This window comes from Streptomyces sp. NPDC003379, assembly GCF_053589195.1.
Map to the genome: position 1 here is coordinate 1 of NZ_JBSFRK010000038.1, position 26295 is coordinate 26295.

Annotated in this window: 26 protein-coding genes; 3 read left to right on the forward strand and 23 right to left on the reverse strand. The window is 70.1% G+C overall.

Annotated features, from left to right (window positions below; genetic code table 11):
- Positions 1-71 precede the first annotated feature (71 nt).
- From ACWDVB_RS30085 to ACWDVB_RS30100, 4 genes are all read right to left on the reverse strand, one after another.
- The gene (locus ACWDVB_RS30085; RefSeq protein ID WP_451519125.1) at positions 72-1388 is read right to left on the reverse strand and encodes an AI-2E family transporter; all 1317 of its coding nucleotides are present in this window, start codon (positions 1386-1388) and stop codon (positions 72-74) included.
- Between the two features lie 145 nt (positions 1389-1533).
- Entirely contained in the window at positions 1534-2265 is a 732-nt protein-coding gene (locus ACWDVB_RS30090; protein ID WP_451519124.1) for an aggregation-promoting factor C-terminal-like domain-containing protein, read from the reverse strand.
- Between the two features lie 399 nt (positions 2266-2664).
- Positions 2665-3987: a PhoH family protein gene (locus ACWDVB_RS30095; RefSeq protein WP_451519123.1), complete on the reverse strand. Its 1323-nt coding sequence runs from the start codon at positions 3985-3987 to the stop codon at positions 2665-2667.
- A gap of 321 nt (positions 3988-4308) precedes the next feature.
- Positions 4309-5070 (reverse strand): isoprenyl transferase, encoded by a 762-nt coding sequence (locus ACWDVB_RS30100; RefSeq protein ID WP_451519122.1) that lies wholly within the window; start codon positions 5068-5070, stop codon positions 4309-4311.
- A 130-nt stretch (positions 5071-5200) separates the two neighbouring features.
- On the opposite strand from ACWDVB_RS30100, the gene mgrA reads away from it, so the two are divergent.
- A complete protein-coding gene (gene mgrA / locus ACWDVB_RS30105; protein WP_451519121.1) occupies positions 5201-6238 on the forward strand; it encodes an L-glyceraldehyde 3-phosphate reductase in 1038 nt (345 codons plus the stop codon).
- A 565-nt stretch (positions 6239-6803) separates the two neighbouring features.
- Here mgrA and ACWDVB_RS30110 read toward each other — a convergent pair.
- The 15 genes from ACWDVB_RS30110 to ACWDVB_RS30180 all read right to left on the reverse strand — a co-directional run bounded on the left by ACWDVB_RS30110 (position 6804) and on the right by ACWDVB_RS30180 (position 19289).
- Complete coding sequence (locus ACWDVB_RS30110) at positions 6804-7202, reverse strand: winged helix-turn-helix transcriptional regulator (RefSeq protein ID WP_451519120.1); 399 nt, start codon at positions 7200-7202, stop codon at positions 6804-6806.
- Positions 7203-7259: 57 nt separating this feature from the next.
- Positions 7260-8093, reverse strand: a complete 834-nt coding sequence (locus ACWDVB_RS30115) for a methyltransferase domain-containing protein (protein WP_451519119.1) — start codon at positions 8091-8093, stop codon at positions 7260-7262.
- A gap of 78 nt (positions 8094-8171) precedes the next feature.
- Entirely contained in the window at positions 8172-8795 is a 624-nt protein-coding gene (locus ACWDVB_RS30120; RefSeq protein WP_451519118.1) for an OmpA family protein, read from the reverse strand.
- A 4-nt stretch (positions 8796-8799) separates the two neighbouring features.
- Positions 8800-9408, reverse strand: a complete 609-nt coding sequence (locus ACWDVB_RS30125; RefSeq protein ID WP_451519117.1) for a hypothetical protein — start codon at positions 9406-9408, stop codon at positions 8800-8802.
- Positions 9409-9440: 32 nt separating this feature from the next.
- Positions 9441-10070, reverse strand: a complete 630-nt coding sequence (locus tag ACWDVB_RS30130; protein ID WP_451612003.1) for a pilus assembly protein TadG-related protein — start codon at positions 10068-10070, stop codon at positions 9441-9443.
- Complete coding sequence (locus ACWDVB_RS30135) at positions 10049-10267, reverse strand: hypothetical protein (RefSeq protein ID WP_451519128.1); 219 nt, start codon at positions 10265-10267, stop codon at positions 10049-10051. The genes ACWDVB_RS30130 and ACWDVB_RS30135 overlap by 22 nt, the downstream gene beginning before the upstream one ends.
- A 260-nt stretch (positions 10268-10527) precedes the next feature.
- Positions 10528-11418 carry a DUF5936 domain-containing protein gene (locus ACWDVB_RS30140; RefSeq protein ID WP_451519116.1) on the reverse strand — a complete coding sequence of 297 codons (891 nt, stop codon included), beginning with the start codon at positions 11416-11418 and terminating at the stop codon, positions 10528-10530.
- 11 nt (positions 11419-11429) lie between these two features.
- Positions 11430-12377: a type II secretion system F family protein gene (locus ACWDVB_RS30145; protein ID WP_451519115.1), complete on the reverse strand. Its 948-nt coding sequence runs from the start codon at positions 12375-12377 to the stop codon at positions 11430-11432.
- A gap of 91 nt (positions 12378-12468) precedes the next feature.
- Positions 12469-13806: a CpaF family protein gene (locus tag ACWDVB_RS30150; RefSeq protein ID WP_451519114.1), complete on the reverse strand. Its 1338-nt coding sequence runs from the start codon at positions 13804-13806 to the stop codon at positions 12469-12471.
- Positions 13807-13841: 35 nt separating this feature from the next.
- On the reverse strand, positions 13842-14255 hold the full coding sequence (locus ACWDVB_RS30155; RefSeq protein ID WP_451519113.1) for a TadE family protein: 414 nt from the start codon (positions 14253-14255) through the stop codon (positions 13842-13844).
- Positions 14252-15892 carry an AAA family ATPase gene (locus ACWDVB_RS30160; protein WP_451519112.1) on the reverse strand — a complete coding sequence of 547 codons (1641 nt, stop codon included), beginning with the start codon at positions 15890-15892 and terminating at the stop codon, positions 14252-14254. The genes ACWDVB_RS30155 and ACWDVB_RS30160 overlap by 4 nt, the downstream gene beginning before the upstream one ends.
- 10 nt (positions 15893-15902) lie before the next feature.
- Positions 15903-16103, reverse strand: coding sequence for a hypothetical protein (locus tag ACWDVB_RS30165; RefSeq protein ID WP_451519111.1), 201 nt, complete (start codon positions 16101-16103; stop codon positions 15903-15905).
- A gap of 10 nt (positions 16104-16113) precedes the next feature.
- Positions 16114-16824, reverse strand: a complete 711-nt coding sequence (cpaB, locus tag ACWDVB_RS30170; protein ID WP_451519110.1) for a Flp pilus assembly protein CpaB — start codon at positions 16822-16824, stop codon at positions 16114-16116.
- Positions 16825-16918: 94 nt separating this feature from the next.
- Positions 16919-17803: a hypothetical protein gene (locus ACWDVB_RS30175; RefSeq protein WP_451519109.1), complete on the reverse strand. Its 885-nt coding sequence runs from the start codon at positions 17801-17803 to the stop codon at positions 16919-16921.
- Positions 17804-17948: 145 nt separating this feature from the next.
- The gene (locus ACWDVB_RS30180; RefSeq protein ID WP_451519108.1) at positions 17949-19289 is read right to left on the reverse strand and encodes an Nramp family divalent metal transporter; all 1341 of its coding nucleotides are present in this window, start codon (positions 19287-19289) and stop codon (positions 17949-17951) included.
- A 258-nt stretch (positions 19290-19547) separates the two neighbouring features.
- Here ACWDVB_RS30180 and ACWDVB_RS30185 point away from each other — a divergent pair, with 258 nt between their 5' ends.
- Positions 19548-20888 (forward strand): M14 family metallopeptidase, encoded by a 1341-nt coding sequence (locus ACWDVB_RS30185; RefSeq protein WP_451519107.1) that lies wholly within the window; start codon positions 19548-19550, stop codon positions 20886-20888.
- A gap of 40 nt (positions 20889-20928) precedes the next feature.
- Here ACWDVB_RS30185 and ACWDVB_RS30190 read toward each other — a convergent pair whose 3' ends face one another.
- The 4 genes from ACWDVB_RS30190 to ACWDVB_RS30205 all read right to left on the reverse strand — a co-directional run bounded on the left by ACWDVB_RS30190 (position 20929) and on the right by ACWDVB_RS30205 (position 24792).
- Positions 20929-22422: a GntP family permease gene (locus ACWDVB_RS30190; RefSeq protein ID WP_451519106.1), complete on the reverse strand. Its 1494-nt coding sequence runs from the start codon at positions 22420-22422 to the stop codon at positions 20929-20931.
- 118 nt (positions 22423-22540) lie between these two features.
- Positions 22541-22951 (reverse strand): RidA family protein, encoded by a 411-nt coding sequence (locus ACWDVB_RS30195; RefSeq protein WP_361055398.1) that lies wholly within the window; start codon positions 22949-22951, stop codon positions 22541-22543.
- A 6-nt stretch (positions 22952-22957) separates the two neighbouring features.
- Positions 22958-23716, reverse strand: a complete 759-nt coding sequence (locus ACWDVB_RS30200) for an IclR family transcriptional regulator (protein WP_451519105.1) — start codon at positions 23714-23716, stop codon at positions 22958-22960.
- Positions 23713-24792: a sugar kinase gene (locus tag ACWDVB_RS30205; protein ID WP_451519104.1), complete on the reverse strand. Its 1080-nt coding sequence runs from the start codon at positions 24790-24792 to the stop codon at positions 23713-23715. The genes ACWDVB_RS30200 and ACWDVB_RS30205 overlap by 4 nt, the downstream gene beginning before the upstream one ends.
- 127 nt (positions 24793-24919) lie before the next feature.
- Between ACWDVB_RS30205 and ACWDVB_RS30210 the strand changes: the two genes are divergently transcribed.
- Positions 24920-26275 carry an amino acid deaminase gene (locus tag ACWDVB_RS30210; protein WP_451519103.1) on the forward strand — a complete coding sequence of 452 codons (1356 nt, stop codon included), beginning with the start codon at positions 24920-24922 and terminating at the stop codon, positions 26273-26275.
- Positions 26276-26295 lie beyond the last annotated feature (20 nt).

Sequence of the window (26295 nt, forward strand, 5' to 3'; positions counted from 1 at the left end):
TCCTCAAACGCCGGACGGGCTGAATTTCTTCAGCCCGTCCGGCGTTTCGCGTATCCGAAGACCTACTGGGGCTACTGGGGCGGATCCGTCGCGGACACGTCCGTCGCCGTCGCCGTGGGCCCCTGCGGGCGCGGCGCCTGCTTCAGCGCGGCCTCACGGGAGTACGCCCGCAAGTAGCCGACCACCGTGTTCGTCACGGCGACCAGCGGCACCGCCACCACCGCCCCGCCGATCCCGGCGACCATGCCGCCCGCGGCGACCGACAGGATCACCGCCAGCGGATGCACCCGCACCGCGCGGCCGAGGATGAACGGCTGCAGGATGTGCCCCTCGATCTGCTGCACGGCGAGGACCACCGCCAGCGCCATGACGGCCGTGAACACGCCCTGGGTGACCAGTGCGACGACCACCGCGAGGGCGCCGGAGACCACGGCGCCGACCAGCGGCACGAACGAGGCCAGGAAGATGATGACGGCCAGCGGCACCGCCATCGGCACGCCGAGGAAGTAGATGCCGAGGCCGATGAAGATGGCGTCGATCATGGCCACTATCACCGTGCCGCGCACATACGCGGTGAGCGTGCGCCAGGCCCGCGGACCGGCGCCCGCGATGCCCGGCCGCGCCTGGGCGGGCACCAGCTTCAGGAACCACTGCCAGATGCGCTTGCCGTCGTACAGCAGGAAGAGCGTCGAGAACATCGCGAGCAGGATGCCGGTCAGCGCCTCGACGATGACCGTGACGCCTTCGAGGCCCGCGGAGGTCAGCTCCTCGGTGTTGGCGCCGACCGCGTCGCGCAGGCTCTTGGCGATGTCGTTGATCTGGTCCTCGGTCACATGGAAGGGGCTGTTGAGCAGCCACTTCCGTAGATCCTCGATGCCGTCCTGGACCTGCCCGGAGAGCTCGTTGGCGTTCTCCATGACCTGCCAGACCACGAACCAGCCGACCAGGCCCATGATGACGAAGCCGAGGATCGCGGTGACCGCGGTCGCGAGGCCGCGCGGCAGGCCGAGCCTTCTGAGCCGGGCCACCGTGGGCTGGAGCATCGCGGTGATCAGCAGCGCGGCCACGAAGGCGAGTACGACCAGCTGCACCGCGCTGATGACCTTCATCAGGACCCAGAGCGTGCCCGCGAGGACGAGCAGCCGCCAGCCGGCCTCGGCCGCGACCCGCATCCCCCACGGCACGGCGTCCACGGGGTCGGGCCTGGCCGCTACGGCCGGCGCGTACGCGGGCGGCGGCGGCACGTGCTCGTGCTCGCCGTCGCCGAGGTCACTCGGCTCGTCGGTGTCCGAGTCGGCGTCCTCGTCACGGCGCTGCTCGTTCAACCGCTCGCCCATCTCGCTCAGTCCGGCACCGAGCCGGCCGAGCCACCCTGGCACTCGCGACATGATCCGTCCTCTACCCCCGTCTTTCCCCACCACTCACCCCTGGCGCTTTCCGCACCGACCGTACACGCCGCACACAGGACAGACCCCTCACCGAAGGACGATGAGGGGTCTGCCGAGGTTGAGCGCGGTACGGCCCGGGTGCGGCCTAGTACCAGTTGTTCGACTGCCAGAAGCTCCATGCTCCGCACGGGCTTCCGTACCGCTCGTTCATGTAGTTCAGGCCCCACTTGATCTGCGTGGCCGGGTTGGTCTGCCAGTCGGAGCCCGCCGAGGACATCTTGGAAGCGGGCAGCGCCTGGACGAGGCCGTACGCGCCCGAAGAGGCGTTGGTGGCCTTGTAGTTCCACGTGGACTCGTGGTTCACGATGTTGCTGAAGCACTGGAACTGGTCCCCGGGGACCATCTGCCGTGCCATCGCCTGGACCTGGGCGACCGTGTAGGAGCTCTGGGGAGTGAAGCTGGCGGCGTCGCGGCTGGAGGAGCGGCTGGCCTTGGTCTCGGTCTTCTCCTCGCGCTCCTTCTTCGCGGCGGCCTTCTTCGCGGCCTTCTCGGCCGCCTCCGCCTTCTCTGCGGCCTTCTGCTTCTCGATCGCCGAGGCGGCGGCCTGCTTGCGGGCCTCCTCCGCTGCGGTCTTCTTCGCCGCGGTGTCGGCGGCCATGGCCTGCGCGTCGGCCTGCTGCGTCAGGGAAGCGGTCTGGACCTGGGCCTGCTGGCCCGAGGGGATCTCTGCGAGGAGGGTGGCGTCGCTCGCCGCTGCCTCGAAGTCGTTCGAGTTCGCGGGCTGGGTGTTGCCCGAGGCGACACCCACGACAGCTCCGACGGTGGTGACCGCGGTGGCGGACGCCACGGCGAATCCCCGGACCGAAATCCGGCTCACACGGTTTCCTTCCAGCATCGCCCGCATAGGTGACCTCGCGGACGCAATCGTGCCCCTGGCGCTGGCCTCCGCTTGCGATCGGTCACGGGAGGCACGGGCCCGGTGGACAACTCCCGTGTCGGGAGCGCCGCGTGGTGCTTCGGGCGGCATGCGACGGCCACTATGAAGTTCTGGGTTTCCGTACCGCTGGGGGTACAGGTGTGTCGCATGCGGGGCCTGACAGGACCCAGACTCTGCCCCAGCTCGACACCGCAAGGCAATTCTCCGTTGCGTGTTAAAGCTCACACTCCGTTTGCCCCAGGAGTTTTACGGAAAGCGGGGCGCGCGACGACGCCGCCCGGCTAAGCTCCTTCGCTTCGCCGGACGGCGCCAACTACCGTGCATACAACGCGAACTGACTCAGATGTGGCCGTCCTCCAGCATTTCGGTCACCAGGGCCGCGATCTGCGAACGCTCGGACCGCGTGAGCGTGACGTGCGCGAAGAGCGGATGGCCCTTCAGCTTCTCGACGACGGCAACTACCCCGTCGTACCGCCCCACTCGGAGGTTGTCGCGCTGGGCGATGTCATGGGTGAGGACGACACGGGAGTTCGCCCCGATCCTGGACAACACGGTCAGCAGGACGTTCCGCTCCAGGGATTGGGCCTCGTCCACGATCACGAACGCGTCGTGCAGCGAGCGCCCGCGGATGTGGGTGAGCGGCAGGACCTCCAGCATGCCGCGCGCGGTGATCTCCTCGATGACCGCCTTGCCGGCCACCGAACCGAGCGTGTCGAAGACCGCCTGCGCCCACGGGCCCATCTTCTCGGCCTCGGTGCCGGGCAGATAGCCGAGCTCCTGCCCGCCCACCGCGTACAGCGGCCGGAAGACCATCACCTTCTGGTGCTGCCTGCGCTCCAGGACGGCCTCCAGGCCCGCGCAGAGCGCGAGCGCCGACTTGCCGGTGCCCGCGCGCCCGCCCATCGAGACGATCCCGATGTCCGGGTCGAGGAGCAGATCGAGCGCGATCCGCTGTTCGGCACTCCTCCCCTTGATGCCGAAGGCCTCGCGGTCGCCGCGTACGAGACGGACGTTGCCGTCGGGCGTGACGCGGCCCAGCGCCTTGCCCTTCTCGGACTGGATGGTCAGGCCCGTGTGGACGGGCAGGTCGGCCGCCTCGGGGACGTACAGCTGGTCTTCCTCGAAGAGGAGGTCGACCTGCTCGCCCGAGAGGGTCAGCTCGGACATGCCGGTCCAGCCGGAGTCCGTGATGGCGAGCTCCGCGCGGTACTCCTCGGCGAGCAGCCCGACGGACGACGCCTTGATCCTGAGCGGCAGGTCCTTGGAGACGACCGTGACGTCGTACCCCTCAGCCTGGAGATTGCGCGCTACGGCGAGAATCCTGGAGTCGTTGTCCCCCAACCGGTAGCCGGCCGGGAGCACGCCGGGATCGGAGTGGTTGAGCTCGACGCGCAGCGAACCGCCCAGGTCCCCGATCGGGATCGGGGCGTCCAGGCGGCCGTGCCGGATGCGGAAGTCGTCCAGCAGGCGCAGCGCCTGCCGGGCGAAGTATCCGAGCTCCGGATGGTGCCGCTTGGCCTCAAGCTCCGTCACCACGACGACGGGCAGCACGACTTCGTGCTCGTCGAAGCGGGTCAGGGCGTTCGGGTCGGCCAGCAGGACGCTGGTGTCGAGAACATAGGTGCGCCTGTCGGGCATGCGGCGCTTTGTGCTGGTCACCACGGAAGGACGTACCCCCTCGGATGAGGTCGGGGAGCGACGGGAGGGATTCCGGCCGGGCTGGCGGGTGTGATCCAGGCCGGACGCGGCCGCGCTGCGCGGGCCGGGCGCCGGCCCTCCACGTCGCCCGTGCTGTTCACACGGTCGTCCTGGTGCAAAGGGCCTCCCGGGCGGACGGCGTCATACCGTCCGCTCAGATACGACATCCGTGAATCGGACGTCGACCTGGAAGGCTTATTCCCTCGAACAAGCGCAGCCATGCCAGGGCATATGACGACGCGTTGGTTAACTCTGGGTGGCCCCGACCTCAGGGGCACATGCGGATCAGCCGCCGTAGCGGCGGTGGCGGGCCGCGTAATCACGCAGCGCGCGCAGGAAGTCGACCTTGCGGAAGGCCGGCCAGAAGACTTCGCAGAAGTAGTACTCGGAGTGGGCGGACTGCCAGAGCATGAAGCCCGACAGGCGCTGCTCGCCACTGGTACGGATCACCAGGTCGGGGTCGGGCTGGCCGCTGGTGTAGAGGTGCTTGGAGATGAGGTCGATGTCGACGCTCTCCGCGACGTCCTCCAGGCTCGTGCCCTTGTCCGCGTGCTCCAGGAGCAGCGAGCGCACCGCGTCGGCGATCTCCTGGCGGCCGCCGTAGCCGACGGCCACGTTGACCAGTATCCCGGTGTTGTCGTGGGTGGCCTGCTCGGCTTCCTTCATGACGGCCTGGGTGCGGGCGGGCAGCAGGTCGAGCGCGCCGACGTGGTGCACGCGCCAGCGGCCGTCCGCGACGAGCGAGCGGACGGTGGCCTCGATGATGCCGAGGAGCGGGGTCAGCTCCTCCTCGGGCCGGTCGAAGTTGTCGGTGGAGAGCATCCACAGCGTGACGACCTCGACGTCGGTCTCGGCGCACCAGCCGAGGAACTCCTCGATCTTGTACGCGCCCGCCTGGTGGCCCTGTGCGGTGGTCCCGCCGGACGCCTTCGCCCAGCGGCGGTTGCCGTCGAGGATGACCCCGATGTGCTTGGGCACCTGGTCGTGGTCGAGGCGGCCTTCCACCCGGCGTGCGTAAAGTCCGTACACCAGGTCGCGCAGGTTCACGTGTGTCAGCCCCTCCAGCAGATGGCGGTCTCAAGGGGTGTGCGTAGGGCAGTCCCCGAGGGCGACACCCTACCGCTGCATGGGCCGCCCATCGAAGTCGGGTCCGCGCCGCTGAAGTAGCTTCATACCCATGAACGACACCTCTCTGTACCGCGCGGCCCACGGCCGTTACGACTCGATGGAGTACCGGCGCACGGGCCGCAGCGGCCTGAAGCTCCCGGCGGTCTCCCTCGGCCTGTGGCACAACTTCGGTGACGACAAGGCCCTGGACACGCAGCGCGCGATCCTGCGCCGCGCCTTCGACCTGGGCGTCACGCACTTCGACCTGGCGAACAACTACGGGCCGCCGCCCGGCTCGGCGGAGCTGAACTTCGGCAAGATCTTCGCGCAGGACTTCACGTCATACCGCGACGAACTGGTCATTTCCACCAAGGCCGGATACCTCATGCACCCCGGCCCGTACGGCGAGTGGGGCAGCCGCAAGTACCTGCTGTCGTCGCTGGACGCGTCGCTGGAGCGGATGGGCCTGGACTACGTCGACATCTTCTACTCGCACCGCTTCGACCCGGACACCCCGCTGGAGGAGACGATGGGCGCGCTGGCGTCCGCGGTCCAGCAGGGCAAGGCGCTCTACGCCGGTGTCTCCTCGTACAACAGCGAGCAGACCGCCGAAGCGGCGCGGCTGCTGCGGGAGATGGGTGTCCCCGCGCTCATCCACCAGCCGTCGTACTCGATGATCAACCGCTGGACGGAGGAGGACGGCCTCCTCGACACGCTGGAGCGGGCCGGGATGGGATGCATCTCGTTCGTGCCGCTCGCGCAGGGGCTGCTCACGAACAAGTACCTGAAGGGCATCCCGGAGGGTTCGCGCGCCACACAGGGAAAGTCCCTGGACCCCACCCTGCTGAGCGACGAGGTCGTGCGCCGACTGAACGGCCTGAACGACATCGCGGCGTCCCGCGGCCAGTCGCTCGCCCAGCTCGCCCTCAACTGGGTGCTGCGCGACGAGCGGATGACGTCGGCGCTCATCGGCGCCTCCAGCGTCGAGCAGCTGGAGGAGAACGTGGCGGCGCTCACGGGCCCGAAGCTGACGGACGCGGAGCTCTCGGCCATCGATACGTTCGCGGTGTCGACGCCCGGCACGAACATCTGGGCCGGACAGGGCTGAGTGCGGCCGGTCGGCGCCTTGGGCGCGGGCAGAAAAAAACGGGCCGGTCCGTGGGGGGGAGACGGACCGGCCCGAGGGGGGGTTTCCACCATAACCCTTTGTAAGTGCTGCTGCGTGCATTGGCGTGCCACAACTACTCTCCGAGACCGCGCGACGACTGCGAGACCCCGTTCTTCCCGCGGAATCCGGGGTTCGAGGACGGATTTCGGCCGAGCGCGGCGGTACCCCCCAAGAGGGACCCCGGCCGGGTTCGCGCGCTTGACGCCGGGGCCGCGGGGCCGGCGCGGGCCTGCCGCGGATCCGGCACATGATCGAGGCGGGGGCCGGGGCGCAGGCGGAGAGGGGGCGTACGCGGGGCGCACGGATCGGCATACCCCTGTACGGGGTGTCGGCTCGCGGTGCCGTGCGGCCCCCTCCACCGCACGGCACCGCACGCGTCGCTTTGCTCACGCGAATTAGCCTTGGTCTGAACTTACGTGACGCCGAGGGGGAGATCGAGCCAGTATTGGTAACGATGCGGAATCAGGGCATCGATTTTGCCGGGAACGACCCACGGGGCGCCTTTTCAGGCGGCGTTGGCGGACTTGCCGTGTTTGCTCGCCTTACTCGCCTTACTCGCCTTACTCGCCTTACTGTCGATGATCTCCCGCATGTGCTGGTCGCCCCACAACCCCAGGGGTAGCAGGGCCGCGTTGAGGGACTGGCCGAGGTCGGTCAGGGAGTACTCGACCTTCGGCGGCACCTCGCGGTAGACCTCGCGGTGCACGATGCCGTCCGACTCCAGCTCCCGCAGCTGCTGGATCAGCATCTTCTCGCTCACCCCGGGGATATGCCGCTTGAGCTCGCCGAAGCGCAGCGTCCTGCCCGCGTACAGCGCCCACAGGATCATGGGCTTCCACTTGCCGCCGACGACGTCCACCGCGGCGTCGAGCCCACAGGCGTACGGCTCTTGCTCCTCGGACACGGCCAACTCCTCTGCTCGTCCGGACACTTACCGAAACGACAGTACCGACCGCACGAGCTACTCCGGCTTACGGAGGTCGAAGAGGTGGCGGGTGCTGTGGGCGACGAAGGGCCCCCCGGCCTCGATCCGGTCATGCAGCTCGCGCAGCCGCGGCCGGTACTTCTCCACGCTGAAATCGGGGACAATCCACACCACCTTGCGCAGGAAGTGGACGACGGCCCCGATGTCGAAGAACTCCATCCGCAGCCGCTCGGACCGCAGGTCCACGACTTCCAGGCCGGCCGCCTCGGCCTCGGCGCGCTCCTGGTCGGGGTGGCGGGCGTTCCCGACCTCCGGCGGCTGCGGCCCCAGGAAGTACTCGACGACCTCGAAGACGCTGGAGGGCCCGACGTGCTGCGCGAAGTACGTGCCGCCGGGGCGCAGCACGCGCGCGATCTCCTCGAAGCGGGCCTGCACCGGGTGGCGGCTGGTGACCAGGTCGAAGGCGCCGTCCGCGAACGGCAGCGGCGCGTCCTCCGGCGACGCGACGACCACCACGCCCCGCGGGCGCAGCAGCGCGGTGGCCTTGGCGACGTTCGGGGGCCAGCCCTCCGTGGCGACGGCGAGCGGCGGCAGGGTCGCGGCGGAGGCCAGCACTTCGCCGCCGCCGGTCTGGATGTCGAGCGCGGCCTCCGCCCGCGCGAGGCGTCGCGCCATCGACTCGGCGTACCGCCATGAGGGCCGTGCCTCGGTGGCCCGGCCCTCGAACCAGGAGAAGTCCCAGCCTTCGGTGGGCGCGGCCTCGGCTTCGGCGACGAGGTCTTCGAAGGAGGGCCGCTGATCGGGGCCGGTGGGGTCGCGGGGGTCGGTGGGGTCGCGGGGGTCGGTGGGGTCGCTGGAGCTGTTGTCCATGGGAGAAGCCTGGCATCGCGGCCGCTTTCATGGAGCCGCCGGCCGGCGGATCGGCGGACCGCGGACCGGCGTCTCGCCTCAGCCGGTGCCGGCCGCTCCGCGGGGGAAGGAGACCTCGACGCGGCGGTTCTTCTTGCGGCCCTCCTCCGAGCCGTTGTCCGCGATCGGGTAGTCCTCGCTGTAGCCGCGTACGGAGAAGGTGACCTCGGGGCCGAGGTGGCCCGCCAGTTCGTCGTGCACGGCTTCGGCGCGCTGCCGGGAGAGTTTCTTGCCGTGGCCGTAGGAGCCGAGGTTGTCCGTGAAGCCGAACACTCGGACGTCCGTGGCCTTCTGCGCCCCGGCCTCGTCGGCGATCGCCTTGATACGGGCGTTCGCCTCCGGGTTCAGCTTCGCGCTGTCCTTGGGGAAGAGGACCTCCGCCTGGAGCGCGAACTTCACGTCCGTGTTGGTGTCCTCGCGGCGCTCCTCGCCGCCGAGGTCCTCGACGACGGACTTGATGTCCAGCACCTTCGCGGGTGCGAGCGTGGCACCGTCGGCGAGCTTCAGCCCCGGGCTGTTGGAGTCGACGTCGGGGGGTGGGGAGGTGGTGGTACTGCCGGGCGGCGCGCTGGGGTCACCCTCATCGGCCCAGGCGGGCGCGGGGCCGAGGAGCAGGGCGAGGGTGGCGGCGACGCCTACGGTGCGGAGGTGGTGGCGGGTCATGGGGTTACTCGCCCTCGGAGATCTCTATGGGGGCGGGGGGCATGGCGCCGACTTGGAAATCGACCTTGGTCGTGCCTTCCGGCGGTGCGGGGAATTGCGCGTACCAGTCGGCGGTCTGGCTCGGCTTGACGCCACCCGTGAACTTGGTGCACAAGCACCGCCCCTCGGTGTCCCGGAGGACGAGGTACTTCTTCTTGCCCTCATTGTCAACCAGGTTGGCGCCGGCCACGGAGGAGCCATTCTTGTTCAGCTCGCGTTCTTCTCCCCGCCAGTTGGCCGCGGCCCAGAACCTGCCGCCATTGTTAGTCACCTTTCCCGAGACAGTCACGAAGCCGCCCTCGTCACGCACGGCCGAGGTAACCGTCAGGGTGATGTTCTCTTCACCCTTTACTTCAGCCAACACCTTGTCGCCGGGAGCTTGATCGGCCTCGTCCCTTTCGGCATCGTCCCCGCCCTGCTTGGCGGTCGATGTAGGTGATGACTTCTCGTCGGACGTGTCACCACCCCCGTCTCCGTCTCCGCCGCCGCAACCGACGACCGTGAAGACCAGCCCAGTCGTGATCGCCACAGCGGTCATTGCCCTGCGGGCCATCATGGTGCGCCGAATGCTCATCGCTACCGCTTCCTTCTTTCGTCGAACGCCGGTCAGTCGGCCAGGTGGACAGAGAAGAGGACGGATGCGTCAGGTAGGTCATCCAGGTCGAAGTCGTCCGGATCGATCTCGAAGGAGTCGCCGCCGTCACACTCGAATTCCACGGCCTTCTCCGGGTCCGTCGATGCATTGACGTGGCAGCGCGGCTCGATGATCGCGGTGGCATCGGCCTTGGCATGCTGGGACTCCGTGCCAGGGATGACTGAGTCGCCCACTGTGTAGTTGGTCTCTACCAATGCACGGAACCCTGGGTATCCGTTGGCTACAACCACATCGAACTCTCTGACCTCGGAGTCGTTCTCCGCCGCCAGTGCGTCCGCCGCCTCCTGGGCCTTACCCGTGCCGGTGAACTCGTCACCGGCCAGCCAGTCCAGCCAGTCGTCACCCTCCCCGATGGCCAGTCCGAGCCCCTCGACCAGCTCGTCCCTGGACTCCTGCGCTGCGGCCAGAGCTGCCGCGTCGGCGGCGGACTGGGCGCCATTGCGTGCAGAGGCCGCTTGAGCGAAAGCGAAGAAGGCTAACGCAACGAAGAGCAGAATCCCCGTCATCCAGATGTAGATGGGGAGAGTCTGCCCTCGGTCACTTCTGAGAAAGGCCCGCCTCAGCCGCCGATCACATCTGATACGGCGTCCTGAATCGCTCCGGAGATCTGTCCGTCGAGCCCCAAGCCGTCGATCAAGACGAAGATCCCCGCAATAAGAATCATGAGCCCCGCATACTCCACAAACCCCGCCCCCGCATCCCGATCCCTCCCCCGGATCCGGGATGCCACGGTCACCGTCCAGTCGACCCAGACTCCGAGCACGCGTTCCTTCAGCACGACGGCCCCTTCTCTCCCACCAGATACCGCGCCCTTTGTGGTCAGAGGCAACGTACGCCACAAGGCGTGCGTCGGCAGCAACTCTGCGCGACCGGTGTCCTGACAGGCGTACTCGGCCCGCAAGTTGGCGGATTCCCTTCCCTCTCGGTGAGATCACCATGCACGAAGTCCCCTCCCGCGAACCGTGAACTCAGACCCGACTGTCCCACATCGCATTGCACCCGCGAAGGGGTTTCGCACAGTTGATGAACGTCGCATCCTCAGCGCCCCAGAATCGAACCGAAGTCCGAGCCGGAGCCGAGGAACATGCCCGCCGCGATAAGGATCATCGTGGCCGGGAGCATGAAGACCAGCGTCACCATCGTCGCCTTGGGGATGGTCTTCGCCGCCCGGCGGCGGGAGTTCTGCGCGTCCGTGCGGCGCATGTCCGTGGCGAGCTGGATCAGCGTGTCCGCGATGGGGGAGCCCAGTTCCTCGCCCTGCTGCAGGGCCGAGACGAACTGGGCGACCTGCTCGGACGCGTTGCGGCGGCGCAGTTCGTCGAAGGCCTGGCGGCGGCTGACGCCCATGTCCATCTGGCGCAGCGTGATGCGCAGTTCGTCCGCCCACGGACCCTCGTACCGCTCCGCGACCCGGTCCAGCGCCTGGCGGAAGCCGAGGCCCGCCGAGACCACCACCGCCAGGACGTCCAGGAAGTCCGGGAGCGTGCGGTCGATGACCTCGCGGCGTTCGCGGACGGCCTGCCAGATCAGGGCGTCCGCCGCCGTCGCCCCGAAGGCGAAGGTCAGCAGGCCGAAGAGTGGGGAGCCGTTCGTGAAGAAGATCAGGCCCAGGATGACGCCGAAGACGCCGTAGACCGCGCGCCGCGCTCCGTAGCGGTCGATCGTGAGGCCCCCGGGGTTGCCCGCCATGTCGATCCTGCGGCGCTTGGCGTCGACCCGCCTCGGCCCCATTAGGCGCAGGACGAGGGGGGCGAAGCGCATGCCCAGGCGGTCCACCGCCGAGCCCGCCGCCGAGACGCGGGTCGCGCCGACCTCCAGGGCGACGGCCAGGTCGGAGGGGAGCTTCGCGTCCGCGCGGTACATGCGGACGCCCTGGCACGCGCCGGCCACGGCGAGGCCCATCACGACCGCCAACAGCAAGCCGAGCAACGTAACTCCTCCTAGACCTCGATCTTGCCGAGGCGTCTGATGACGAGGAAACCGATCCCGTACAGGCCGAGTGAGATCAGGATCAGCGTCTGGCCCATCGGTGAGCCGGTCACCCGCTCCAGGGCGCCTTCGTTGGAGGAGTTGATCAGGAGCAGGGAGCCGAGGCCCAGCAGCGGGACGGTGAACGCCGTCGCGTGGACCTCCGACAGCATCGTGCGGACCTCGCGCCGCGTCTCCTTGCGGTCCTCCAGGGTCTGGGTGAGGTTGCGGAGGGAGTTGACCACCGTGCCGCCCGCCTTGTTGGAGAGGACCAGGGTGGTGACCAGGACGATCAGCTCGCGGGACGGGAGGCGGGCGGCCAGTTCGCCGAGGGTGTCGTCGATGGAGCGGCCCAGTGTCAGCTGGTCGGCCACATGGGACAGTTCCTCGCCCGCGGGAGCCTCCAGCTCCTCCGCCGCCATGGCCAGGGACGTACGCAGGGCCAGGCCCGCCGCCGTCGCGTTGGCCAGGATGCGGGCCACGTCGGGGAGCTGGTTGATGAACGCCTCGATGCGTTTCTGGCGCTGCCAGTTGAGGAAGGCGACCGCGCCCCATACCGCGACGACGCCCGCGATCGGGCCGAAGAAGGGTGCGAGCGTCGCCGCCGCGATCAGCCAGAGGGCGGCGACGACCGCGACGACGTACGTGAAGAACTCGCCCGCCGTCAGGTCGAGGCCCGTCGAGGAGAGCCGCAGGTGGATGGAGCGTCCCAGGCGCGTGCGGCGCAGGCGGCGGTCGACCGCGGCGAAGCGGCGCGAGCGGCCGGGAGGGCCGCCGTCCCCGGTGCCGGGGCCGAGCGCCAGGCGGTCGACGAGCGCCTGGCGCTGGGCGCGCCCGGACGCGTACGTATGGACGCCCGCGACGGCGAGCGTGGCGGTCAGGACCGTGGCGCCCAGGGCGAGCAGCGCGGGGCTGTTCACCGGGCTCCCTCCCTCACGGTCGCACAAGCAGTCGTACGTGCGGTCGTACGTGCGGTCGTACGTGCGGTCATCCGAGTCGTCATCCGAGTTGTCATCCGCTCGCTTCCCTCGTGTTCATCACGTCGATCGCCTCCGCCACCCCGTACGCCGGCGGCACCGGCTCGCCCGCCCCGTACAGCTTGTCGGCGATCGCGCGCGGCAGCGGCAGGTGTTCGAAGTGGCCGTGCACGACCCGGTCGGCGCCGATCGGCTGTGCCACGAAGCGGGTGACCGGGGCGATGCGGAACTGCTGGCGGCCGTGCGAGACGAGCAGCACGATCTCGGAGACCTTGCGGGAGCCGTCGGTGTGCCGGGCGAGCTGGACGACCACGTCGACGGCCGAGTTGATCTGGTCCTTCAGCGCTTCGAAGGGGATCTGGACCTCCGACATGGAGCCGAGGGTCTGGAGGCGCATCAGGGCGTCTTCCGCGGTGTTCGCGTGGACCGTGGCGAGCGAGCCGTCATGGCCGGTGGACATGGCCTGGAGCATGTCGAGGGTCTCGCCGCCGCGGACCTCGCCGACGATGATGCGGTCGGGCCGCATGCGCAGGCTGTTGCGGACGAGGTCGCGGATGGTGATCTGGCCCTTGCCCTCGACGTTGGCCGGCCGGGACTCCAGGCGGATGACGTGGTCCTGCTGGAGCTGGAGCTCCGCCGAGTCCTCGATGGTGATGATGCGTTCGTGGGCCGGGATCAGTCCGGAGAGCGCGTTGAGGAGGGTCGTCTTGCCGCTGCCCGTGCCGCCGCTGACGATGAGGTTGAAGCGGGCCCGCACGAACGCCGCGAGCAGCATCAGCATGTGCTCGTCGAGCGAACCGAGGCCGATGAGCTCGGGGAGCGTGTACGCGCGCGGGAAGCGGCGGATGGTGAGGGTGGCGCCGGTCAGGGCGAGCGGCGGGATGATGACGTTGACGCGCTCGCCGGTGGGCAGGCGGGCGTCGACCATGGGGTTCGACTCGTCGACGCGTCTGTTCACCGTGGAGACGATGCGTTCGATCGTCTGCATGAGCTGGTCGTTGGAGGCGAAGCGGAGGGGGAGCTGTTCCACGCGGCCCGCGCGTTCGACGAAGACCGAGTCGGGGCCGTTGACCATGATCTCCGTGATGGAGGCGTCGGCGAGGAGCGGTTCGAGGACGCCGAGGCCGAGTGCCTCGTCGACGACGCGGCGGATCAGCTGGGCGCGTTCGGAGGTGGAGAGTACGGGCCCTTCGCGGCTGATGATGTGGCCGAGGACGCGCTCCAGGCGGACGCGGCGGTCCGCGGCCGTGAGCGACGACATCTCGGCGAGGTCGATCTCCTCCAGGAGCTTGGAGCGGTAGACGGCGACGAGGCCGTCGTCGCGGCTCGGCTCGGTCTGGTGGGTGGGGGCCACGCGGTCGCGCAGGCTCATGGCGTCCTTCAACCTCCTTCAGGGGTACGTGTGTCTCAGTACTCGGCGTCGTCGTCGTTGGGCATCGTGGCCTCCTTGGTGACGCTCCAGCCGGTGTCCACGAAGGGGAACAGGAGCGGCACGTCGACCTCGACCGTGGCGGTGGTGGTGTCGCCGCCCATGCCGACCTGGACGGAGGAGCTGAGCCCGCCGTCCATGGCCGCGGCGCCCGCCGCCTCCCCGGAGTCGCCCTGCGAGGCCGCGCGGGCCGCCGCGCGGGCGCCGGAGCCCGCCTGGTTGGCGGCATATCCCACCAGCCCGAGCTGGATGGCGGCGAGGCCGACGAGCAGCAGGATCGGCAGGAAACCGGCGAACTCCAACATCGAGACCCCGCGGTCACCCCAACGACGGGCCGGGCCCCGGCCCCGGCCCCGGCCCCGGCTGCCCCGGAGGAACCTCAACGCCCTCATCCGTCCTCCCCCTCCTTCGCCGCGCCCGCCTCTCCGTCGACGTGCCAGCCCGCGTCGAAGCCGGGGAAGAACACCGGCACGTCCACCGACACGTGGGCCTTCCACACCGTGCCCTCGTCCGTGCACGTCACGGTCGCGTCCTGCCAGGCGGCGGGCAGGTGCTCCTTGGCCGCGGAGGAACAGGCTCCGGCCGCGCCCTCTCCCGCCGCGTACGCCGCCGTGGCCGCCCGCGCCGCCTCGTCCGCCGCGTTTCCGGCGAGGGAGTACGTATAGCCGTACAGCGCGCACTGCCAGAGAATCGTCATGACCACGAGCAGCAGCGGGAACATCCCGGCGAATTCGAGCGTGACCGCACCCCGATCGCTGCCGAAACCCCGGTCGCCGCTCGCCGTCTTCCTCCGCAGGGTGAGCCCGCCCCGCTTCCCGGCGCTCCCGGTCTCCGCGTCGACCAGGCCCAGCTCGCCCGCGAGCCCCCACAGCGCCTGCTTCACGGAGGAGCGGCTGTCGAGGTCCTGCATGCGGCCCGCGTCGACCGCGGTCCGCAGTTCCTTGAAGGCGGCCGGCACGGTGGTGCGGGCCACCCGTGTGCCGGTGACGCGCTCCACCAGGGAGGGCTGGATCTCCGTTCCCTTGGCGTGGCGGTTGAGGACGGTGAGGGTCTCCTCAGCCTTGCGGATCTGGAGGCGGTCCCACAGGCGCACCATGCGCTTGGCGGCGCGTACCGCCACCACGTCGGGGGTGAGGAGCAGCACGGCGTGGTCGGCGAGCTCCACGGCGGCGGCGCTCGCGGCGGTGACGTAGGCGCCGCAGTCGACGACCACGACGTCGTAGCGGGCGCGCAGGGCGGCGAGGATCTGGCGGGCGACCCGGTCGGTGACCTCCTCGCCGCGCTCGCCGTCGGCGGGGGCGAGGAGCAGGCCGATGCCGCTCTCGTGGGTGTAGACGGCGTCCTGGAGGACGCGGGGCGTGATGTCGCTGATGGCGGCGAGGTCGGCGACGGAGCGGCGGAACTGTACGTCCAGGTAGGAGGCGACGTCCCCCGACTGGAGGTCGAGGTCGAGGAGCGCGGCCGAACGGCCTGACGCCTGGGCCGCGAGGGCGAGCTGGACGGCGGTCACGGTCGCCCCGACGCCGCCCTTCGCGCCGCTGACGGCGACGACGGTGCCTGAGCCGCCGGGCGCCCCGCCCGCGCCGCCGCCCCCGTACAGGTCGAGGTTCGCACTGCCCAGGTGGCGCCGCATCCCGGTCGACCAGGCGGCGGCGGCCTGGACGCGCTCGGCCAGGGCGTCGTACGCGAGCGGGAGGCCGACGATGCCGCGCGCCCCGGAGTCCATGGCGGCCGTGAGGAGCCCCGGGCTGGTGTCGGCGGTGATCAGGACGACCCCGACGGCGGGGAAGCGCAGGACGAGATCGCGGATGAGGTCGAGCGCGGGAACCGGTCCGATGCGCTCGTGGACGAGGACGACCTCCGGCAGTTCGTCGACCGACTCGGCGGCGAGCCGCGCGAGGGTGTCGAGCAGCGCGGTGGAGTCCCCGACGGGCAGCGCCGGTTCCGCGCCCGGCAGCTGCCCGGTCAGCGTGGACAACGCCCGGGCGGCCTCGATGTCCCCGACGGCGGGCAGGATCCGAGTGGCCATACGAGACCTCCTACTTGTCCTCATCGAGGGTGTACGTACGATCCCGCGGCGGCACCGTCGATTCGCCGCCCTCGCCGATCACGGCCGGCCGGGCGGGCGAGCCGACCACCACCGCGCAGAGCGGTTCCGCACCCGGCAGCCGCCCGGTCGGCATGGACAGCGCGCGGGCAGCCTCCACGCCCCCGACGGCGGGCAGGATCCGAGTGGCCATACGAGACCTCCTACTTGTCCTCATCGAGGGTGTACGTACGATCCCGCGGCGGCACCGTCGATTCGCCGCCCTCGCCGATGAGGGCGAGGCGGACGTGCGTGGCGAAGGACTCGGCGTACGCGACGCGCTGCGCGTCCGCCGTGCCGAGGGCGAATGTGATCGGCACGGCCTCGCTCGCCCTGCGGCGCGTGCGGTCGTCCTGGTCCGGTTCGAGTGGGGTCAGCTTGCCGACGTCGAGCACCCTGGCGCCCTCCACGATGACTTTGGACTGGTCCTTCGCCTTGTCGGCCTCGCCCTTGAAGGTGGCGTAGATGTTGACCTTCGAGCCGGGCGTGATCTTTCCGGCGACACCGGTCGCCGCGTCGATCAGGATGGCGATCTCCTGCTGGCCCGCGCCCAGTTCGGGACGCTTGACGATCATGTCGGACTGGAGCAGCGAGCCCTTCCGCAGCTGGGTGACGGCGATCTTGCCGCGGATCTCGCCGAGGTCGGTGACGGCGTTGTCGGACAGCCACCGCTCGGGCATCTCGACCTTCTCGAACTGCTCGGCGGTCAGCTCCTTGTAGGGTGCGATGTCCCCTTTGAGCTTGTACGCGGCGACCTCGGGCCCCACCTTCGAGTTCACGTCACGGATCACCGAGAGGACGCCCGCGAAGGCGCCGAACGCGCACAGGACCGACAGGACCAGCAGGATGACGCCGCGACGCTGGCGTGAGTTCATGGGCCGGACTACCTCGATCGAGTGCGGGTGGCTACGGACAGTGAGCGGTGTGGCGCGTGTTCGGTCGTAGGTCGCGTACGAGGGTGGAGTGCGGCTAGGTCGCGCCGCGTGGCAGGAGTGCGCGGGCGGGGCGGTCCGCGGGCGGTGGCAGCGGTGCGGCGCAGAACGCGCAGCGGTCGCCGATGAGTTCGAGCCCGCACCAGTGGCAGTCGTCGCGCCGGACGGACGACACCAGCTGGTAGAGGACGGAGATGTCCGGGATGGCCGCGGCGAACTCGACGAGTCTGCCCGTGGCCCACCAGCGCGCGGACTCCGCGGGCAGGCGCACCTCGGCGACGCCCTGGGAGTGCCAGGCCGGGGCGAGCGTCCCGGTGACCCAGCGGGGCGCCAGCTGCCCCGGGGCGTACAGCATCTTCGTACCGAATCCCGGACCGGACAGGCTCGCCTCCGAGCCGCCGCCCGAGACCTTCACCAGCTCGGCCCGTGGTGTGGCGAGGACGGCGAACTGGGTTCCAGGGAGCCAGGACTTGGCGTGCGACTGGAGGGTGACGGGGACGCGGTCCAGCTTGGTGACGGAGCCGAGCAGGGCGCCCGCGTAGATGTAGTGGGACAGCAGGCGTGCCGCGGAGGCGAGGACGCCCGGACTGAAGTCGCAGATGGACAACTGGCGGAGCTGGAGGGCCAGTACGGCCAGGCCCAGCGGTGGCAGGTCCGAGCGGACGACCGCGATCCGGTCGCTCTCCAGGACCGAGCGGACCGCGTACAGACGGTGCGTGACGGCCGCGGGCGCCGAGGCCGGACACAGGACGATCACGTACCCGTGGTGCTCGATGAGCGTGTCCATCTCGGTGAGCGCCTGGTCCAGCGAGTACGTCCGCGGGGACTGCACGGCGGACTGGAGGACCGCGGCCGACGGCGTGTGCCGGTCGGGTGAGGGCAGCACGAGGTCGGGGCCGGTGACGGCTATGGCGGTCGGCATGCGCGTACCCCCTGCGGCTCCCCCTGCACTTCTCCTCGGCCTCAGCACCATATCCAGGCAAGGCCGCATCAACACCCAACTTCCCACTGTTCACGTGGAGATGACCGGACGCCGGCGCGGACACCGCCGACGTCCGGGCCGTGGGCTAGAAGAAGCTGCTCCAGTCCTGGTCCGAGATCTGCTTGACGCACAGGACCAGGAACAGCAGGCCGGCGACCGTCAGCATGCCGTTGCTGAGCCAGCCGTTGCGCCACTCCCTCGGGGTGCGGGCGGAGTTGAGCAGCCAGACCAGGGTGAGCGCCAGGAACGGCATGAAGGCCGCGCCCAGGACGCCGTAGATGATGATGAGCCGGAACGGCTGGCCCTCGAAGAGCAGGATCATCGGCGGGAACGTCAGCCAGAGCAGGTACGCGCGGAACGGCACCGACTTCTCGCGGGCGCCGGACGCCACCTCCTCGCCGCTCCGCGCGGTGTCCCCGGCGGAGTCGGCGCCCGCCCGCTGCTTGCGGTAGCGCTCGACGAAGTCCGCGAACATCAGGCTCACGCCGTGCCACACGCCGATCAGCGAGGTGAACGACGTCGCGAAGAAGCCGACCAGGAACAGCTTGGCGGTGGCGTCGCCGTACTCCTTCTCCAGGATGCCGGAGAGCTGGACGAGGCCCTTGTCGCCGCTGGCGATGGCGACGTTCGCGGAGTGCAGCATCTCGGCGCCGACGAAGAGCATGGCGACGACGAAGACGCCGGTGGTGATGTACGCGACGCGGTTGTCGAGCCGCATCACCTTCATCCAGCCGGTGTTGGTCCACCCCTTGGCGTTGACCCAGTACCCGTACGCGGCCAGCGTGATCGTGCCGCCGACGCCGCCGATCAGGCCCAGCGTGTTGAGGATGGAGTCCTTCTCGTCGGGCAGCACGGGCAACAGACCGGCGAAGGCGTCGCCCAGGTGCGGGGTGACGCGGATGGCGAGATAGACGGTGACGACGAACATCACGCCGACCAGGACCGTCATGACCTTCTCGAAGACGGCGTACTTGTTGAACCAGACGAAGACGAGGCCGACGAGGCCGGTGAGGATGCCCCACCACTTGAGCTCCATGACGTCGGGGAAGAGCGCCTGGAGGGGCAGCCCCGACGACGACATGGCCGCCGCCCCGTACACGTACCCCCAGATCACGACGTAGACGACGAAGAACCACGTCGTCCAGCGGCCGAGGCTCGCCCAGCCGTCGAAGAGGGTGCGCCCGGTGGCGAGGTGCCAGCGGCCCGCGGCCTCGGCGAGCGAGATCTTCACGACGCAGCCGATGACGGCGGCCCACAGCAGGGTGTAGCCGAAGTTGCTGCCCGCGATGAGGGTCGCGACGAGGTCGCCCGCGCCGACGCCGGTCGCGGCGACGACGATGCCGGGGCCGATGTACTTCCAGCTCGATTTGCGCGGCTGGGGTGCGGACGCGCCGACGGGGGTGCCACTGCCTGTGGTTTCAGCCATGCCGATCAAGAAAGCGCATAGCGGCGCGTGGCACAAGGGGTTGGCCGGAAGACGGCATTGACCGGAGCATGCCACGCCCCGACGATGGGGCGGCGCGACCCGCACGTGACACGCGGCGCGACCCGCAGCGGACACGCGGGACACGTCGCACACCCGCGTTACCCCAACGCTCCCCGCACACCCCGCACACCCGCGTCCCGCACACCCCCGCACCGCACGCGTCGCACTGAACCACCCCCCCACCCCTCAGGAGACTTCATGCGACTCCGCATACGCGGCAGAAGATCCGCCGCCCTCGCGGCCCTTCTCGCCCTCGCCGTGGCGGCCCCCCTCACCGCCAACGCCACACCGTCCGCGGCCGACCCGGCCGCCCGAAGCACCGCGACGGCGGACGACGAAACCCGCCAGTACGAGATCCCGCTCCCCGACGACCGCGCCGCGCGCACCGCGCTCGCCCGCACCGGCGTCACCATCGACGAGGTCGACGCCCGCGCGGTGGTCGTCTCCGCCGACGGCCGCGAGGCGGCCCGGCTCCGGGCGTCCGGCTACGAACTCAAGGCCCTGGCGGGCCCCCCGAAGCGTACGAACGGACAGGCGGTGGAGCCGATGGACTTCCCGCCCGCCGACGCGAGGTACCACAACTACGCCGAGATGAACGCGGCGATCGACCAGCGCATCGCGGCCCACCCGAACCTGATGACCAAGAAGGTCATCGGCAAGTCGTACGCGGGCCGGGACATCATCGCCGTCAAGGTCAGCGACAACGCCGCCACCGACGAGGCCGAACCGGAGGTCCTCTTCACCCACCACCAGCACGCCCGCGAGCACCTGACGGTGGAGATGGCCCTCTACCTGCTGCGCGAGCTGGGCGACGACTACGCCACGGACGCGCGGCTCAAGAAGATGGTCGACTCGCGCGAGATCTGGATCGTGCCGGACATGAACCCGGACGGCGGCGAGTACGACATCGCGACCGGCTCCTACCGCAGCTGGCGCAAGAACCGCCAGCCGAACACCGGCTCGTCGAGCGTCGGCACCGACATGAACCGCAACTGGGCCTACAAGTGGGGCTGCTGCGGCGGCTCGTCCGGCTCCCCCGGCTCGGACACCTACCGCGGGCGCGCCGCCGAGTCGGCCCCCGAGGTGAAGGTCGTCGCCGACTTCGTACGCAGCCGTGTCGTCGGCGGCAAGCAGCAGATCAAGTCCGCCATCGACTTCCACACGTACAGCGAACTGATCCTGTGGCCCTACGGCTACACGTACGCCGACACGGCCGCCGGCCTGACCCAGGACGACCGCGACGCCCACGCGACCGTCGGCAGGAAGATGGCGGCCAGCAACGGCTACACGCCCGAGCAGGCCAGCGACCTCTACATCACGGACGGCTCGATCGACGACTGGCTGTGGGGCAGCCAGAAGATCTTCAGCTACACCTTCGAGATGTACCCGTCGTCCGCGGGCGGCGGCGGCTTCTACCCGCCCGACGAGGTCATCGAGCGGGAGACGAGCCGCAACCGCGACGCGGTACTGCAACTCCTGGAGAACTCGGACTGCATGTACCGGTCCATCGGCAAGGAGCAGCAGTACTGCGCGAGCTGACACCCCGGGCACCCGGCAAACCCTGCCGGGTGCCCCACCGCTACACGAACAGACTCACCACCGCCGCCACCACGAACCCCGCCACCGAAAGCACCGACTCCAGCACGGTCCACGTCTTCAGCGTGTCCCGCTCGCTGATGCCGAAGTACTTGGCGACCATCCAGAACCCGCCGTCGTTGACGTGCGACGCGAAGATGGAGCCCGCCGAGATCGCCATGATGACCAGGGCGACGAAGGCCTGGGAGTGGTCGCCCTCGGCCAGGAGGGGGGCCACGATGCCTGCCGTCGTGACGATCGCGACCGTCGCCGAGCCCTGGGCGACGCGCAGCACCAGGGAGAGCAGGTAGGCGAGGACGATGATGGGCAGGCCCACGTCCTGGAAGGTGTCCGAGAGGGCTTTGGCCACGCCGCTCGCCTTGAGGACGGCGCCGAAGATGCCGCCCGCGCCGACCACCAGGAGGATGTTGCCGACCGGCTTGAGGGACGAGGTCGACACCGTCTCAAGGGACTTGCGGGACCAGCCGCGCCGGATGCCCAGCAGGTAGTAGGCCATCAGGAGCGCGATCGTGAGGGCCACGAAGGGGCTGCCGAAGAACTCGATCACCGAGCGGGGAGTCGAGGGGTCGAAGGCGATCGAGGAGAACGTCGCGAGGAGGATCAGGAGGAGCGGCGTACCGATGATCGCGAAGACGACACCCAGCGGCACCGGCTTCTCGCGCGGCTCCACACCGGCCGCGCGCTGCTCGGCGACGACCGCGGCCTTCGCCTCCTCGGCGGCCTCGACCATGTCCTGCGGGACGGGTACGAAGATGCGCTTGCCGATCCACGCGGAGTACACCCAGGCGGCGAGGACGGCCGGGACGCCGCAGACGATGCCCATGAGGATGACCCACCCGAGGTCCACGTGGAGCAGACCCGCCGCGGCCACCGGTCCCGGGTGCGGGGGCAGGAACGCGTGGGTCATCGACAGGCCCGCGAGGAGCGGGAGGCAGTAGAGGAGGATCGACTTGCCGCTGCGCTTGGCGGCGGCGTAGACGATGGGCGCGAGGACGAAGATGCCCACGTCGAAGAAGACGGGGATGCCGAAGATCAGACCCGTCAGGCCCATGGCCAGCGGCGCGCGCTTCTCGCCGAAGAGGCCCAGCAGGCGCGATGCCAACACCTCCGCGCCGCCCGACACTTCGAGGATCGCGCCGAGCATCGTGCCGAGGCCGATGATGATCGCCACATGGCCGAGGATGCCGCCCATGCCCGACTCGATGACCGAGACCGCGTCGGACCTCTGGACGGTACCGAAGAGTTCGGTGACGGAGAGGCCGGCCGAGAGGCCGACGACTATGGAGACCGCCAGCAGCGCCACGAAGGGCTGGAGCCTGACCTTGATGATCAGGAAGAGGAGGAGCACGATCCCGAGCGCGGCGACGGTCAGCAGACCCGCCGTGCCGTCGATCAGGGTGAGGACGCCACCGGTATGGGGTGGCATCTCCGCGGCGGGGGCGGCGGCCGCGAGCACGGCGGTGTGGGACGGGGACATCGTTGACCTCGTAAGTGCATGGGACTTTCGGGCAGGCATGGAGGATCGCGGCACGGCGCACCGCGGGTGACGGGCGCCGTGCCGTGACGACGTACGGCTTGCTGGGAGAAGATGCGCGTCAGCTCAGGACGGCGAGCGCGTCGATCTCGATGAGCAGCCCCTTGGGCAGGCCCACGTACACCGTGGTGCGGGCCGAGGCGGGGGCCTTGAGGCCCTGCTCCTCGAAGTACGCGTTGTAGATCTCGTTCATCTCGGCGAAGTGGTCCACATCCGTGAGGTAGACGCGCATCATCATCACGTCGTCCCAGGTGGCGCCGCCCTCTTCGAGGATCGCCTTGACGTTGGCGAAGGTCTGGAGGGTCTGCTCGCGCAGGGTCGGGCCCGCGGGGGTGGGGGCCTTGCCCTCCTCGGCGGGGAGGAAGCCGACCTGACCGGCGACCTGAAGGATGTTGCCCTTCTTGACGCCGTGGGAGAACTTCGCGGGCGGGGTGGTGTGGGTCGCCGGGGTGAGAGCGGTCTTTTCGGTCATGGTCGTTCAGGCTTCCTTCAGGGGTGACTTGCCGGAGTACTCCCGGCTGATGGCGTCCGCCGTGCGGCGCACCAGCGGGAGCAGCGTGAGGAGTTCCTCGGCGGTGACGACGACGTTCGGCGCGGAGACCGACATGGCGGCGACGACACGCCCGTCCGCACCGCGGATGGGGGCCCCGATGCAGTTGATGGACTCCTCGTGGCCACCGAGGTCGGTGGCCCATCCCTGTTCGCGCACCTTGTCCAGCTCCCGCAGGAAAGCGGCGGCGTTGGGCGTCGAACGGGACGTGTAGGTGGGGTAGTCGAGCTTCTCCGCGAAGGCGCGGCGCTCGGCTTCGGGGAAGTCGGCGAGGAGGAGCTTGGCCACGGCGGCGACCGTGATCGCCACCGGCTTGCCGATGCGCGAGTACATGCGTACCGGGTAGCGGCTCTCGACCTTGTCGATGTAGAGGACTTCCTGCTCCTCGTAGACGGCGAGATGGACCGTGTGGCCGCACTTCTCGTTCAGGGCGAGGAGGTGAGGGTGGGCGATCTCGCGCACGTCGAGGCTCTCGACGGCCTCCTGGGCGAGGGCGAAGAGGCGCGCGCCGAGGCGGTAGCGCTGGTCGGACTGGCGGAAGACCAGGCCGTGCTCGTGGAGGGTGCGCAGGAGCCGGAGCGCCGTGGACTTGTGGACGCCGAGCCGGTCGGCGACCTGCCCGAGGTCGGCGGGGCCCTCGGCGAGCAGCGGCAGGATCGAGAGCGCGCGGTCGACGGTCTGGCTCATGGGGTACGTACCTCTTCCTCGGCCCCGGTTTCCTCCGGGACGTTCGCCGTCCAGCCGGGGCCGAGACGAAGTGTCTCCCAGGCGGCGTCGTCCAGGGCGGCGAGGCGGTCGGCGTGTGCGCGGGCGGGGGGCGGGGCGAGGTCGCCCGGGACGGTGAGGGCGGCGGCGGCCATGAGGTGGCCGTGGCGCAGTCGGTGTGCGGCGGGCAGGTCGCGCAGGGTGGCGGAGAGGAACCCGGCGGCGAAGGCGTCACCGGCGCCGACCGGCGCGACGACGTCCACGCGCAGGGCGGCCTGGAAGACGGGTTCCTCGCCGTGGCGGAAGACGGTGGCGCCGCGGCCGCCCTGCTTGACGACGAGGGTGGCGGGTTCGGGCAGGACGGCGCGGACGGCGTCGGGGCCGCCGGTCACGCCCCAGACCGCCGCGGCCTCGTCCGCGCCGACGAAGACGAGGTCGGCGCCGCGCGCGAGGTCGAGGAGGACACCGGGGGCGCGGTCGCCCGCGTCCGTCCACAGCCGCGGGCGGTGGTTGACGTCGAAGGAGAGGAGCGGGCCGCGGTCCGCGCGCCGGGTACAGAGATGACGTACGAGTTCGAGGCAGTCGGCGGAGAGGGCGGGCGTGATGCCCGTCAGGTGCAGGATGCGGCCGGCGGTCAGGGCGTCCTCGTCCACGGAGGCCCGCGACATGGCGGAGGCGGCGGAGCCCGCGCGGTAGTAGACGACCTCGTGGGTGTCGGTGTCGCGGTCGTCGGCGGTGCGGAAGTAGACGCCGGTGGGGCGGTGCGGGTCGCGGCCGACGGCGGAGGTGTCGACGCCGTGGCGCGCGATGGTCTCGACGAGGTGGTCGCCGAAGCCGTCGGCGCCGACTCGGCTGACCCAGCGGGTGGTGTGCCCGGCGGCGGCGAGCGCGCAGAGGACGTTCGACTCGGCGCCGCCGATTCCGCGGTCGAAGGAGGGCACGTCGGCGAGGCGGCCGGGGCAGGCGGGCAGGAACGTGACCATGGACTCGCCGAGCGCCACGACGTCCACCGGTGCCGGTGCCTGGGCGGCCGCCTGTGCGGTTGCCTGTGCGGTCACGATCTCCAGCCCCTCAACCGTCTCTCCGGATCCGTTGACCCGGCGTTGGCTCGGATGTTAGACAGCTGTCAGCGACATACGCAATGACTGTTGCAGATACTGCAACGCATCCCTGGAGGAGGCGCCCATGGCCGCCGACCACGCCGTCGACCGTCCCGCTGACCAGTCCGCTGACCGGTCCGCTGACCGGTCCACCGAACCGTCCGTCGGCCGGTCCGGCGACCCGCTCGCCTCGCTCGCGGACGAACGGATCGATCACCGCTTCAAGGGCCTTCCCCCGGACGCGGAGGGCCTCACCGTCGGCGAGCTCGCGGCCCAGCGCCGGAACCTCTTCACCGGCGGCTTCACCACCCCCGTCCTCGCGCTCTCCGCCGAGCGCCTGGAGCACAACCTCGCGCTCATGGAGACGTACGCCGAACGCCACGGCCTCGCCTTCGCACCGCACGGCAAGACGTCGATGGCGCCGCAGCTCTTCGCCCGGCAGCTGGAGCGCGGGGCGTGGGGCATCACGCTCGCCGTGCCCCACCAGGTGCATGTGGCGCGGGCGTTCGGCACCTCACGGATCTTCCTCGCGAACGAACTGGTCGACGCGGCGGCGCTGCGCCGGCTCGCCCGCGAGCTGGACGCCGACCCGTCCTTCCGCTTCATCTGTTACGTCGACTCCGTACGCGGCGTCGAGTTGATGCACGCCGCGCTCAGCGAGGCGGGGGCCAGCCGTCCCGTGGACGTCGTGATCGAACTGGCGGCGGGCGACGAGGCGCGGACCGGCGTACGGACCGAGGGCGAGTGCTTCGAGATCGCGAACGCCGTGGCGGGCGCCGACACGTTGCGGCTCGTCGGCGTCGCCGGGTACGAGGGTGAGGTGCCGCAGCCCTCCACGGAGCGGGTCACGGCGTGGCTGCGGCGGCTGGTCGCGCTGCTCGTCGAGCTGGACAAGGCGGGGCGGTTCGCGGATCTGCCGGAGGTCGTGCTCAGTGCGGGCGGCAGCGCGTGGTTCGACGCGGTGGCGTCGGTCTTCGCCGAGGTGCCGGAACTGTCCCTGCCGGTTCTGAAATTGCTGCGCTCCGGTGCGTACGTCTCCCATGACGACGGCCACTACCGGAAGCTGACGCCCTTCAACCGGGTCCCGGAGGAGGGTGCGCTGGAGCCTGCCTTCCGGCTCTGGACGCAGGTGGTGTCGCGGCCCTCCGCCGAGCAGGCGTTCACCAACGCGGGGAAGCGGGACGCGGCGTACGACCTGGATCTGCCCGCGGCGCAGGTCGTGCGGCGGGGCGGGGTGGAGCGGCCCGCGACCGGGGTCACGGTCACCGGGCTCTCCGACCAGCACGGATGGCTCCGGACGACTCCGGAGGCGGACCTCGCGGTGGGCGACTGGGTCGGCATGGGGCTCTCGCATCCGTGCACGGCGTTCGACAAGTGGCAGATGATTCCCCTGGTGGAGGGGGATGGGACGGTCACGGACTACGTCCGCACGTTCTTCTGACCTGGGGGTCTTGGGCGGTC